This window comes from Lawsonibacter faecis, assembly GCF_014287675.1.
In the GTDB taxonomy this organism is placed as follows: domain Bacteria; phylum Bacillota; class Clostridia; order Oscillospirales; family Oscillospiraceae; genus Pseudoflavonifractor; species Pseudoflavonifractor faecis.
Window position 1 is genome coordinate 186,191 of record NZ_JACOPQ010000008.1, and the last position, 12,752, is coordinate 198,942.

At 64.9% G+C, this 12,752-nt stretch carries 11 protein-coding genes; 4 read left to right on the plus strand and 7 right to left on the minus strand.

What is annotated here, in order from left to right:
- Positions 1 to 41: 41 nt before the first annotated feature.
- The 3 genes from vanG to vanT are packed head-to-tail and all read left to right on the plus strand — an operon-like array spanning position 42 to position 3,996.
- Positions 42 to 1,091: a D-alanine--D-serine ligase VanG gene (vanG, locus tag H8S62_RS11685; RefSeq protein ID WP_155150847.1), complete on the plus strand. Its 1,050-nt coding sequence runs from the start codon at positions 42 to 44 to the stop codon at positions 1,089 to 1,091.
- Positions 1,088 to 1,840 (plus strand): D-alanyl-D-alanine carboxypeptidase family protein, encoded by a 753-nt coding sequence (locus H8S62_RS11690; protein WP_243255618.1) that lies wholly within the window; start codon positions 1,088 to 1,090, stop codon positions 1,838 to 1,840. Before vanG ends, H8S62_RS11690 begins: the two co-directional genes overlap by 4 nt.
- Positions 1,822 to 3,996: a serine racemase VanT catalytic subunit gene (gene vanT / locus H8S62_RS11695; protein ID WP_243255620.1), complete on the plus strand. Its 2,175-nt coding sequence runs from the start codon at positions 1,822 to 1,824 to the stop codon at positions 3,994 to 3,996. The genes H8S62_RS11690 and vanT overlap by 19 nt, the downstream gene beginning before the upstream one ends.
- 244 nt (positions 3,997 to 4,240) lie before the next feature.
- Here the strand turns inward: vanT and H8S62_RS11700 are convergent, their stop codons facing one another.
- The 7 genes from H8S62_RS11700 to H8S62_RS11730 all read right to left on the minus strand — a co-directional run bounded on the left by H8S62_RS11700 (position 4,241) and on the right by H8S62_RS11730 (position 12,095).
- On the minus strand, positions 4,241 to 6,262 hold the full coding sequence (locus H8S62_RS11700) for a YgiQ family radical SAM protein (protein ID WP_186919457.1): 2,022 nt from the start codon (positions 6,260 to 6,262) through the stop codon (positions 4,241 to 4,243).
- A gap of 153 nt (positions 6,263 to 6,415) precedes the next feature.
- Positions 6,416 to 7,567: a bifunctional histidine phosphatase family protein/GNAT family N-acetyltransferase gene (locus tag H8S62_RS11705; RefSeq protein ID WP_155150853.1), complete on the minus strand. Its 1,152-nt coding sequence runs from the start codon at positions 7,565 to 7,567 to the stop codon at positions 6,416 to 6,418.
- Between the two features lie 26 nt (positions 7,568 to 7,593).
- Positions 7,594 to 7,938 (minus strand): DUF6054 family protein, encoded by a 345-nt coding sequence (locus H8S62_RS11710; RefSeq protein WP_155150856.1) that lies wholly within the window; start codon positions 7,936 to 7,938, stop codon positions 7,594 to 7,596.
- Positions 7,939 to 8,008: 70 nt separating this feature from the next.
- Positions 8,009 to 8,926, minus strand: a complete 918-nt coding sequence (locus H8S62_RS11715; protein ID WP_155150858.1) for a dihydroorotate dehydrogenase — start codon at positions 8,924 to 8,926, stop codon at positions 8,009 to 8,011.
- The gene (locus H8S62_RS11720) at positions 8,919 to 9,689 is read right to left on the minus strand and encodes a dihydroorotate dehydrogenase electron transfer subunit (protein WP_155150861.1); all 771 of its coding nucleotides are present in this window, start codon (positions 9,687 to 9,689) and stop codon (positions 8,919 to 8,921) included. Before H8S62_RS11720 ends, H8S62_RS11715 begins: the two co-directional genes overlap by 8 nt.
- 174 nt (positions 9,690 to 9,863) lie before the next feature.
- On the minus strand, positions 9,864 to 10,784 hold the full coding sequence (gene pyrF, locus H8S62_RS11725) for an orotidine-5'-phosphate decarboxylase (RefSeq protein WP_186919459.1): 921 nt from the start codon (positions 10,782 to 10,784) through the stop codon (positions 9,864 to 9,866).
- Positions 10,785 to 10,817: 33 nt separating this feature from the next.
- Positions 10,818 to 12,095, minus strand: a complete 1,278-nt coding sequence (locus H8S62_RS11730) for a dihydroorotase (protein ID WP_173023873.1) — start codon at positions 12,093 to 12,095, stop codon at positions 10,818 to 10,820.
- A gap of 247 nt (positions 12,096 to 12,342) precedes the next feature.
- On the opposite strand from H8S62_RS11730, the gene H8S62_RS11735 reads away from it, so the two are divergent.
- The gene (locus H8S62_RS11735; protein ID WP_173023524.1) at positions 12,343 to 12,513 is read left to right on the plus strand and encodes a hypothetical protein; all 171 of its coding nucleotides are present in this window, start codon (positions 12,343 to 12,345) and stop codon (positions 12,511 to 12,513) included.
- The last annotated feature ends 239 nt before the right edge of the window (positions 12,514 to 12,752 follow it).

Below are 12,752 nucleotides of genomic sequence, written 5' to 3' on the forward strand. Positions count from 1 at the left end.
TTGTCTGTATACTACAGATAACAGAACGGGAGGCGTTTTTGATGAAAAAAAACATCTGTATCCTCTTCGGCGGCTGCTCCACGGAGTACTCCGTGTCCCTCCAGTCCGCCCACGCGGTGATTTCCAGCCTGGACCGCGACAAGTACGAGGCCGTCCTCCTGGGCATCACCCGGGATGGCCGCTGGCTCCTCTACGACGGCCCCGAGGACGCCATCGCGGCGGACACCTGGCACGACGACGCGCGCCGCTGCACCCCCGCCGTCATCTCCCCGGACCGGGAGCTCCACGGCCTGCTGGTGATTGCGAAGGCGGGGCTCAGCACTGTCCGGCTGGACGCCGCCTTTCCAGTTCTCCACGGCAAGAACGGCGAGGACGGCACCGTACAGGGTCTTCTGGAGCTGGCCGGCATCCCCATCGTCGGCTGCGGCTGTCTCTCCTCCGCCGTCTGTATGGACAAGGATATCGCCCACCAGCTCGCCCGGAACGCGGGCGTGGAGGTCCCCACCTCGGCGGTTTTTCGCGCCGGCGAGGACCCCGCCCTCCTGAGCGGGCGGACGGAGGCGCTGTCCTATCCGCTTTTCGTCAAGCCCGCCCGGGCCGGCTCCTCCTTCGGCGTGACCCGGGTGGAGCACCCCGGAATGCTCAGCGCCGCGGTCTCCGCCGCGCTGGAGCACGATGACAAGGCGGTCATCGAGGAGGAGGTCCCCGGCTTCGAGGTAGGCTGCGCCGTCCTGGGGGATCGGGACCTCTTTGCCGGCGCGGTGGACGAAATTGAGCTGGCCGGCGGCTTCTTCGACTACACGGAGAAATACAACCTCATGACCGCCCACATCCATCTGCCCGCCCGTATTTCCCAGGAAAAGGCAGCTCAGATCCGAAAGGCCGCTCTCGCGGTCTACCGCGCACTGGAGTGCCGGGGCTTCGCCCGGGTGGATCTCTTTCTCACCCCGGACGGGCGTATTGTCTTCAACGAGGTGAATACCATCCCCGGCTTTACCAGCCACAGCCGTTACCCCGGCATGATGAAGGGCGCGGGGCTGGAGTTCGCCCCCCTGGTGGACAAGCTCATCGGACTGGCGGTGGGCGCATGAACCATGCCGAGATGCTCCACACCGGTCCCCTGGTGCTGGTGAACCGGGAACACCCTCTCCCCGCCGAGCCCAGCCGAGCCGATCTGCTGAGCGTATCCCACCGCCACCCCGGAATTTTACTCAACTCCAGAGCCAAGCTGGTGCTCTGCCAGCTCCTCTCCGACCTGGGCTGCACCGGTGATATCGTGCCCGTCAGCGGCTACCGCAGTAAAGCGGAACAGCTTGCCATCTTTGAGGACGCCCTGCGCTCCCACGGCCGGGAGTTTACCGAGACCTTCGTCGCCTATCCCGGCTGCAGTGAGCACCAGACCGGTCTCGCCATCGACCTGGGGGAGAACCGGCCGGACCTGGATTTCCTCTGTCCGCAGTTCCCCGACGAGGGGGCCTGCCGCGCCTTCCGCGCCCGGGCGGCTGATTACGGCTTCATCCTGCGCTACCCCGCCGGAAAGGAAGAGATCACCGGCATCGGCTGCGAGCCCTGGCATTTCCGTTATGTGGGCTGGCCCCATGCCAAGCTGATGGAGGAGCGCGGCTTCACCCTGGAGGAGTATATCCAGTGGCTCTCCGGTTACTCGGAGGAGGGCGTGCACCTGGGATACGAGGTCTCGGGCCGGGCTTTTGAATTCTACACCGTACCCGCCGACAACCTGGACGGGCTCCACAGCCGCCTTCCCAGCGACATCCCCTGCCAGTGGTCGGGAAACAACGCCGGGGGCGTGGTGGTCACTCTATGGAGGAAGGCGGGATGAGCGGGGGGCGGCGCACCCGGTACGGCGGCCTGGATCTCTTCCGCGTGGCCGCCGCCCTGCTGGTCGTGGCCAACCACACCGGACCGCTTCTCTCCTTTAACGGTACCGCCAACTATCTCATTACAGACATTTTGGCCCGGCTGGCGGTCCCCTTCTTCTTCGCCGTCAGCGGGTTCTTCCTGGTGCCCAAGCTGACGGAGCAGGGCCGGTCCGCCCTGTGGCCCTTTATGCGCAAGTGTCTCCTGCTCTACGGCGTCTCCACCCTGCTCTATCTGCCCCTGATGGCCCGCAACGGATACTTCGGACAGCCGGGGCTGGCCCTGAACCTCCTGCGCGACCTGGTGTTGAACGGAACCTTCTATCACCTCTGGTATTTCCCCGCCGCCGTCCTTGGCAGCTGCATCGTGGCGGCCCTGCTCCGCGCGGGAAAGGGAACCGCCGCCCTTCCGGTCTGCGCCGTCCTCTATGTCCTGGGCCTCCTGGGGGACAGCTACTACGGCCTGACCGCCGCGCTGCCGCCCCTGAAAGCGGTCTACGAGGCACTGTTTCTGGGCTTTGACTATACCCGCAACGGACTTTTCTTCGCGCCTCTCTTCCTCCTTCTGGGCGGGCTGCTGGCCCGCCGCCCCGAGCCGGCCCGGCCCGGGCGGTGCGCCGCGCGCTTCTCCGCCGCACTGGCACTGCTCATCGCCGAGGGCCTGCTGGTACGCGGGTTCTCCCTGGCCCGGCACGACAGCATGTACCTCCTCCTGCCCCTGTGCGTCTGGCTCCTGGTCCAGTGGCTGAGAGCTTTAAAGGTTAAACCGCTCCCCGCTCTGCGCACACTCTCCACCGTGGTCTATGTCGTCCATCCCCTGTGCATCGTGGGGGTGCGCGGCGTCGGCAAGGCCCTGGGCCTTCTGGCGGAGAGCGGCTTCCTGCTGGGAAACAGCCTGGTCCACTATCTGGCGGTAGTGGCCGCCTCCTGCCTCACCGCACTGCCCTTCCTGTTCTGGAGGCGGCGGCGCCCCAAGCCCCCGGCCCCGCCGCCGGACCCGCAGACCGCGCCGCGGGCCTGGGCGGAGATTGATATGGCCGCCCTCAAGCACAATATCTCCGCCCTGCGGCAGCACCTCCCCAGGGACTGCCGCCTCATGGCGGTGGTCAAGGCCAACGCCTACGGCCACGACGACGGGCTGGTCTGCCGCGCCTGCGAGGCCCAGGGCGTAGACGCCTTCGCCGTCGCCACCGCAGACGAGGGCGTCCGTCTGCGTCTGGAGGGGGTCCGGGGTGATATTCTGGTGCTGGGCTGGACGGACCCCGCTCAGGCCCCCCTGCTCTCCCGTCATGACCTCATCCAGACCGTGGTGAGCGCGGACTACGCCTGCCGCCTGGATGCGGCAAACGTCCCGCTCCGTGTCCACCTGAAGCTGGACACGGGGATGCACCGTCTCGGTATCCCCTGGGACGATGCCGATCATATAGCAGGCCTATACGCTTGTCAGCACCTGAGAATAGAGGGGCTTTTCACTCATCTGGCCGCCGCAGAGACCCTGGACGGGGCCGACGAGGCCCGGACGGAGGAGCAGATCCGCCGCTTCTACCGCGGGGCGGAGGAGCTGCAGAGGCGGGGTCTCCCCACGGGGAAGCTCCACATCCAGAGCAGTTACGGTATGCTCAACTACCCCGGTCTTCCCTGCGACTACGCCCGAGTGGGCATTGCCCTCTACGGGCTGCTGAGCAGCCCCGGCGACAGGACCCGCCTGACTCCGGATTTACGTCCGGTCCTCTCCCTCCGCGCCCGGGTGGCGGAGCTCCGCGACATCGCAGCCGGGGACACGGCAGGGTACGACGGGGCTTTCACCGCCCGGCGGCCCTCCCGTGTCGCGGTCGTTTCCATCGGCTATGGAGACGGCTATCCCCGCGCCCTCTCCGGCGGCAGGGGCGTTGTCCTCGTCCGGGGGCAACACGCCCCGGTGGCCGGGCTCATCTGCATGGACCAGATGCTGGTGGATGTAACCGATATTCCCGGCGTGGCCGAGGGCGATACAGTCACCCTCATCGGCCGGGACGGCTCGAATGAGATTACCGCCGGGCAGCTCGCCCGGGCGGCCGACACCATTACCAACGAACTGCTCTGCCGGCTGGGCCCCCGTGTGGAGCGCATAGCCGTTTAAAAGGCCGGACCCTGCGGTGAGACGCAGGGTCCGGCCTTTCAGTTCTTACTCAAATATGGGGATTTTTACTCCACAGACATCAATAAAGTCCCTTTCACTGATAAAACGGCACACCACCGCAAAGTCCGCCGGTTTGCCAAACGGCTCCCCATCCTGTCTCAGTCATTCCAATCAAATGATATCAGAATGCCGCGGAAGGTACACCAAGCCAGCTTGAAAAATTGGCAGCCGGCGGCTGCACCCCTTATAATTTCTTTTTTCCCCTGCCGGGGCGCGTGTTTTTCTTCGGTTTGGGTGCGGCCCAGCCCGCCTTACGCTTGGGCGCCGGGCGCCCGTCGCCGGCGGGTGCGTCACCCTTCCCCCGCTTGTCCGGGCGGTCGGACGGCCTCCCCTTTGCCCCTACGCCTCCCTTTCCCCGTCCCGCGGGCTTTTCGCCGGACCTGTGGGCATAGGGCGCGCCGCCGTTGGGGCGGAGCAGGCAGCCCTTCCCGTAACCGATGAGGTCCTCCCGGTGGGCTCTGCGCAGGGCCTCCTGCACCAGGGCGCGCTTCTCGGGCCGCTTCCACTGCATCAGGGCCCGCTGCATGGCCTTGTCGTGGGGATCGGTGGGGACGAAGACCTGCTGCATGGTCCTGGGGTCGATGCCGGTGTAGTACATGCAGGTGGAGAGGGTGCCCGGCGTGGGATAGAAATCCTGAACCTGCTCGGGTTGGCGGCCCGAAGCGTTGAGCCACTCGGCCAGGCGCACCGCGTCCTCCAGGGTACAGCCCGGATGGGAGGACATGAGGTAGGGCACCAGATACTGCTCCTTCTCATACTTCTGGTTGAGCCGCTCGTATTTCTGGCGGAATTTCTCATAGACCTCGATATGGGGCTTGCCCATGTAGTCCAGCACGCCGTTGACGCAGTGCTCCGGGGCCACCTTGAGCTGGCCGGAGATGTGGTGCTTCACCAGCTCCGCACAGAACTCGCCGCTCTTGTCCCTCATCATAAAGTCGTAGCGGATACCCGAACGGATGAAGACCTTCTTCACGCCTGGAATCTCTCTCAGCTTGCGCAGGAGCATCAGGTAGTCCGTGTGGTCGGCATCCAGGTTGGGGCAGGCCTCGGGAGAGAGGCAGGCCCGGTTTTTGCACAGTCCCGCCTTCATCTGCTTCTGGCAGGCCGGACGGCGGAAGTTGGCGGTAGGGCCGCCCACGTCGTGGATGTACCCCTTGAAGCCGGCGTGCTTGGTGAGGGCCGTCACCTCCCGGATGACGCTCTCATGGCTGCGGGCGGAGACGATGCGCCCCTGGTGGAAGGCCAGGGAGCAAAAATTGCACGCGCCGAAGCAGCCCCGGTTATGGGCCACCGAGAAGCGGACCTCCTCAATGGCGGGAACGCCCCCCAGCGCGTCGTACATGGGATGAGGCTCCCGGACGTAGGGCAGCTCCGCCACGGCGTCCAGCTCCGCAGTGGTGAGGGGCATGGCGGGCGGGTTGACCACCAGCAGGTCGCCCCCGTGCCGCTGGAGAATGGCCCTGCCCACGATGGGGTCGTGCTCCCGGTACTCCGCCATATTGGCCTCGGCGTAGCTCCGCTTGTCGGCGCATACCGCCTCGTAGGACGCAACCTCAACCTTGGGATAGACGCACTCGGCAGGGCCCTTCGCAATATAGGCAGTTCCCTTTACATCCCTGATGTCGGAAACCGGGGTACCGGAGGCCAGACGGGCGGCAATCTCCTTTGTGGCGCGCTCGCCCATGCCGTACACCAGCAAATCCGCCTGGCTGTCGAAGAGGACGCCCCGGCGGACCTTGTCATCCCAGTAGTCATAGTGGGCAAAGCGGCGCAGGGAGGCCTCCAGCCCGCCGATGATCACCGGAATGTCCCGGAAAACCTCCCGGACCCGGTTGGCGTAAACCACAACGGCGTGATCGGGCCGCAGCCCCGCCCTGTTGCCGGGGGAGTAGGCGTCGTCGTGGCGGCGCTTTTTCGCCACGGTGTAGTGGGCCACCATGGAGTCGATATTGCCGCTGGAGATGAGCACCCCCAGTCTGGGACGGCCCAGTGCTGTAAAGCTCTGCGGCCTGCGCCAGTCCGGCTGGGCCAGAACGGCCACCCGATAGCCCTCGCGCTCCAGCAGGCGGGAGATGATGGCGCTGCCGAAGGACGGATGGTCCACATAGGCGTCCCCCGTAATAAGCAGGAAGTCATACTCCTCCCACCCGCGCTCCGCCATATCGGCCTTGGACACGGGGAGAAATTTGGTGTTGGTCTGTTCCATAGCGGCTCCTTTTATGTGAAATGAAAAAAGAAAAAAGCCGGAACCGAAGGCGTACCGTTCTCAACTTTTTTCTCTCTTCTTTTTCTCTTTTCTGTTAGGTCTTGTTGAATAAAGGCCCACCGATTGGGCGTGTTGACTTTTTACAAGCAAGGCCTAATCGTATCCGATGTATTTTTCCATAATATCCAGAGGCACCCGCGTCCCCTCGGCCTCGGCCGCCTTGCAGAAGCCGTACCGCCGGTAAAACCGCTGCGCCACGTAGTTGTCCGGGGCGCAGCGCAGACGCAGGTACTTCCGGCCCAGGGGCCGGTAGACGGAGACGGCCTCCCCCAGGAGCTGGACCCCCAGCCCCTGCTTGCGGCGCCCGGGCATCATGTAGAAGAAGGGGATATACCCCACGCCCTTTTCCGCGTCCCGGCGCAGGTCCATCTGGATGAGACCCGCCAGCTCCTCCCCCAGAAAAGCGGCGGTGACCGCCCGGCGGTCGTATCTCCACTGGGCCAGGGCGTCCCGGACAAAGCCCTCGCCGTCGAACTGCTCCAGGGTGCCGTGGATGTTAATCCACGCCTCCCGGCGGGCGTCGTGGTAAATCCGGGCCTCCCGCTCCATGTCCAGGGGCCGGAAGCGGAGGGACGGGTCCTTCACCGCGCCGTTTTGAGCCTTCCACCAGGTCTGGTGGGCCAGGGTGGAGATCTCCTCCGGCAGGTGGGAATTGTCATTGTGAAAAATCATCCGCAGCGTGTCCCCCCCGGCCTCGATGCAGGTGACGGCGGTGTTGTCCGCGTGGCCCAGGACATGCAGCTCCTCCTGGGCGAGGCCCTGAACCGCCCCCTGGAGCTGGCGGATTACCGTACCGTGGGAGAAGACAGCCACCGTCTGTCCGGGGTGGTTTTTGGCAATCTGCCGCACGGCGGCGGTCACCCGCGCTCCGGCCTCCGGGAAGGTCTCGCCCCCGGGCGCCCGAAACGCGCTCGAGCCCGTGTCAAAGAGCTTCAGGGCGTCGGCGTGGTCGTGTCCCAGCTCACCCCACGGCCTGTCCTCCCACGCGCCGAAGCTGATCTCCCGCAGGGAGCGGCGGACCGTCAGCTCCAGGCCGTGGGTTCTGTAGATGGCGCCTGCGGTGGTGCGGGTGCGGAACAGGTCGCTGGAGTACACCGCGTCGATGTGCTCCCCCTCGAACCGTCCCGCCAGGGCGGCAATCTGCCGGTACCCCCGCTCGGTAATCAGGCTGTCGTACCAGCCGTGGACCCGGCGGTAGAGGTTGCCCTCCGCCTCCGCGTGACGTATCACATAAAGTCGGGTCATATCCGCTTCTCAACTTTCTCTTGGAATCAGGCCAGATAGGAAAAGAGCAGCTCCCGCACCACGGCGCTGAATTTTTCCGCGGCCACCTTGCTCTCGCCGTTGTTGCCGAATACGCCGGAGCCGCCGGTGACCGTCCAGTGGACCCGTGTGGCGCCCTCCAGGTCATCCAGGGTGACCGTCATGCTCAGGCGGCTGCTGGAGCGGAGATAGTACTTTTCAAATACCATGACGATGCCCCGCAGCCTTCCGTCGGCACGCAGCTCGTGGCAGTCGGCCATGGTGCCGGAGCGGCTCTCCCGCACCACTGTGGAGGAGATAATGCGGGCCGCCTCGCCGATGGGGAGGGTGATATAGCTCGTGTTGCTCTCCATAGGTACTCCTTATCGGTGTTAGAATCAGATGCGCAGGAACAAGCAGGTCATGTCCCTGCATCCATGTCTGCTACCATGCCCGCACAGCCCCGGTGAGCTCACTGATCCGCCCCAGGCCCTGGGCCCGGCCGATTTCCGCCAGCTCGTCCACGGTCTTCACGGGCGCGTAAGGGTCGCTGAAGCAGGCCGCGCCCACGGCCACTGCCGCCGCGCCCGCCAGCATCATCTCTGCCGCGTCCGCCCCCCTGGAGACGCCGCCCATGCCCAGCACGGGCACCTTCACGGCGCCGGCAACCTCCCAGACCATTCGCACCGCCACCGGAAAGACCGCGGGACCGGACAGTCCGCCGGTGTTCATCCTCAGAATGGGCCGCCGGGTGTCGAGGTCGATGCGCATCCCCCGGATGGTGTTGATAAGGGAGATGGCGTCCGCCCCCGCCCCCTCTACCGCCCGGGCAATTTCGGTAATATCGGTGACATTGGGGGAGAGCTTTACCATCACGGGGACCCGGGCGTGCCGCCTGGCCACCTCGGTCACCTCGGCGGCCAGCCCGGGGCGCGTGCCGTAGGCCAGCCCTCCCGCCTTCACATTGGGGCAGGAGATGTTGACCTCAATCATATCCACCCCGGCGTCGGAGAGCTTCTCGCACATCTCTCCGTACTCCTCCGGCGTGCCGCCCGAGATATTCGCGATGACGCGGATGTCGATGCCCTTGAGCTGGGGCAGCTCCTTTTCTATAAAGGCGTCCACGCCCGGGTTCTGAAGGCCCACGGAATTGAGCATGCCCATGGGGGTCTCGGCGATGCGGGGCGGCGGGTTGCCCTCCCTGCGCTTGGGTGTGAGGCCCTTGACGCAGATGCCGCCCAGGCGGGAGATATCATAGAATTCCCCGTACTCCGCGCCGAAGCCGAAGGCGCCGGAGGCCGCCACGATAGGATTCTTCATGGTCATGCCCGCCAGATTGACGCTCATATCGATATCAGGCATTCCAGTCCACCTCCTCGGCGTTGAAGACCGGCCCGTCCTTACAGACGTGCTTCATGGTGCCGTCCGCCATGGGCGTGGCGCAGCCCAGACAGGCCCCCACGCCGCAGGCCATCCGCTCCTCCATGGAGACCCGCACCGGTACGCCGAACTCCGCCGCCGCCCGCCAGACCGCCCGCAGCATGGGCTTGGGTCCGCAGGCCAGAAGCGCTGTAAAGCCCTTTTCCTTTTCAAGCACAGCCCGGACCTGGGCGTCCACAAAGCCGTGGTATCCAACGGTTCCGTCGTCGCTGCAAAGGATAACCTCTTTACACTCCTCCCGGAACTTTTCCGTCAGCGCGGGCATCTCCCGGTCCGCCGAGCGGCAGCCCAGGATGGCAATACTGCCGGGGGTGACGCAGCCCAGCATGGGGGGCACGCCGATGCCGCCCCCCACCAAAAGATACTTTCCCTTCCGCTGCACGTCAAAGCCGTTGCCCAGGGGCCCCAGCACGTCCAGCCTGTCCCCAGGCTTTCGGCGGGAGAGCCACGCGGTGCCGTCCCCCCGGACCTCGAAGACGACGCTCACCAGGTCCTCAGGCTCATCCCCCATCCACTCGCAGATGGAGATGGGGCGGCGGAGCATCCGGGAGTGGCCGCACTTGATATGTAAAAACTGTCCTGGCCGGATCATGGAGGCCATCCTCCCCGCCTCCAGGACGAGGTGCCAGGCGTAGTCGTTGAGCTTGGTCGCCGCAGCGACGGTACAGAGCTGTTGGATGGGCATAGAAACCTCCAAAACTGTAAAATGTGAAATGAAGCCCGCAGAGGTGAGTCGGTTTCAGAAAAGGACGGACCACCTGTCCTGGCAGGGCTCTGCGCCGGGCGATATAAAAGCCGCTCAAGCCCCGCTCAGGATGATGGGTGCACGGCTTCTATTTTTGGCTGCCGTCTATTTCAATTAACCAATGTTTACAAACCGGCCGATATCGTCCCGCATGGCGATGGCGGCGCTGCGGGCGGCCTCCTGATAGTCCGTGCCGTCCCTGCCGGTCTTCTGCCAGGCGCACATGATGGAGCGGGAGGCGTTGACGATGGCCCCCCGGCCGTCCCTCGTGAAGGCGTGCTGTACGTCCTCGGCGGTGCCGCCCTGGGCGCCGTACCCCGGCACCAGGAAGAAGGTGCGGGGCATCCGTGCGCGCAGGTCCTTCAATTCGGCGGGATAGGTGGCCCCGGTCACCGCGCCGCAGGGTGTGAAGCCGTACCTCCCCACCGCGCCGCCCAGCTTCTCCACCAGATCGCCCATAACCTGGTAGACCAGGCCGTCCCCGGCTGCTACGTTCTGGAGCTCGCCGGATCCGGGGTTGGAGGTCTTCACCAGCACGAAGACGCATTTATCCTCCGCTCTGCACACGTCCAGGAAAGGGTTTACGCTGTCGCTGCCCATATAGCCGTTGAGGGTGACGCAGTCGGCATTGAAGCTCCCGAGGCGCTCCTTCCCAACCCCGGCGCCGCCCAGCCAGCCGTCGGCGTAGGCCGAGGCGGTGGAGCCGATGTCGCCCCGCTTGATGTCGGCGATGACAAAGAGGCCCTTCCCGTGGGCGTAAGCGATGGTGCGCTCCATTACCTCCATGCCCCGCCAGCCCAGCCGCTCATAGTAGGCCGCCTGGGGCTTCACGGCGGGAACCACGTCGCACAGCGCGTCCATCAGCCCGCAGTTGAAGCGGTAGACGGCCTCGGCGGCCCCCTCCAGGGTCTCTCCGTACCTGGCGTAGCAGTCCTTCAAAATGTGGGCGGGCACATACTCCGGCTTGGGGTCCAGCCCGGCCACCGTGGGGTTTTTCCTGGCGATGATTTTCTCCTGCAATGTATCGAAAGACATATCGTTCCCTCTTTACTCTTTTTTCTTTATTTTTCAGTCGTCCTGAAAGACAATCTTGCCGCCCACGACGGTGTATTTCACTCTGCCCTGGAGCTCCGCGCCCGCAAAGGGTGTGTTTCGCCCCTTGGAGCGGAAGCGCTCCGGGTCCACGGTCCACTTCTCCTCCGGGTCAAAAATTACCACGTCGCCGTCGGCCCCGATGGCCAGACGGCCCTTGGGGATGCGCAGTATACAGGCCGGGTTCATGGTCATCTTCCGGATGATGTCGGAGAGGCCCATGTGCCCCGAGTGGTAGAGGGACGTGAGTGTCACGGCCAGGGCGGTCTCCAGCCCCACCATGCCGCTGGGCGCCTCGGTCAGGGGCCGCGCCTTCTCCTCAGCCGAGTGGGGGGCGTGGTCGGTGGCGATGGCGTCGATGGTGCCGTCCTTCAGGCCCTCGATGACGCCCTCCACGTCGGCCCGGGTGCGCAGGGGCGGGTTGACCCGGGCCAGGGGGCCCTTGGTCAGAATCTCGTCCTCGGTGAGGGTGAAATATTGGGGACAGGTCTCGCAGGTGATCTGCACGCCCCGCTTCTTGTAGCGGCGGACGATGCTTACGCTTTTAGCGGTGGAGATGTGGCAGATGTGGACTGCCGCGCCGGTCTCCTCGGCCAGCATGGCCTCACGGCAGACCTGCAGCTCCTCTGCGATGGCGGGCCGCCCGTCCAGCCGGAGCTGGCGGGAGATCCGCCCCTCGTTCACCGCGCGGTTTTGCACCATGTCCGCGTCCTCACAGTGGGATAGGACGGTGAGACCGTGCCGGTGGGCGCGAATCAGCGCGTCCCGCATGAGGTTGGCGTTCTGAACGGGCATCCCGTCGTCTGACAGGGCCACCGCCCCGGCGGCCTTGAGAGCCTCCGCGTCGGTTAGGGCCTCTCCCCGCTCTCCCATGGACACCGCACCGATGGGGAACACACGGACGCCGCAGGCCTCCGCCGCCCTCCGGCGGACGTACTCCACCTGCTCCGGCGTGTCCACCGCGGGCCTGGTGTTGGGCATACAGGCCACGGCGGTGAAGCCGCCCGCCGCCGCCGCCGCGCAGCCCGTCTCAATGGTCTCCTTGTACTCGAAGCCCGGCTCCCGCAGATGCACGTGCATATCCACCAGCCCCGCGCAGACCACCAGTCCCCTGGCGTCGATAACCTCGGCCTCCGGCTCCCGAAGGTCGCTGCCGATGACCGCGACCTTTCCATCCTCAATCAAAACGTCCATAACGCCGCCGATGCCCCCAACAGGGTCAATCAGTCTTCCCTGGCGTATGAGTAGTTTCACTGGTTCCTTTCCCTCCTTATCCCCCGACCGCCATCCCTGCGCCCGGGGTACGGTTATCACTTGTCTGTGCGCACAAAAAAGAGGCCAGGTCCTCCCCCGCCCCTTTCCACTCAAACGATATTCTCCATGTGCCGCCGCACGTGCGCGGTACTTTTTCATATTATAACGTGAAACGCATTTTTTAGCAACGCATTTTTCGTCTTTTCCGTGGAATCCTAATTGCGGACACAAAAGGAGGAGACTGAATATGACAAAGCATCTGTTCCTGACCGGGGCCGCCATGGGCGTGGTGGCCGGGACCGCAATGGGTATGGCCATGTCCGCCACCAAAAAGCGCGATATTAAAAAGGCGGCGGATAAGGCCATCAAGGCGGTCGGCGAGGTTGTGGAGAATATCTCCGACACAATGGGGAGATAAAAAGGAGCGGGTATCGTCCGATACCCGCTCCTTTTATGTGCAAGCGCTTCAGGGGCGCTTCCACATTGATTCACGTATTCTGCGGAATATGGATATCCAGCTGGGTAAAATAGCGCTTCCTCTGGGGCGCCGTGCCAAAAACCAGCAGGTCGTAGAGGATTTGAAGCGGGAGCGCGCCCTGTACGTCTGGCTGCTGGGAGACGGTGGCGGAGATGATGCCGTCCCGGAGCATCTCCCGC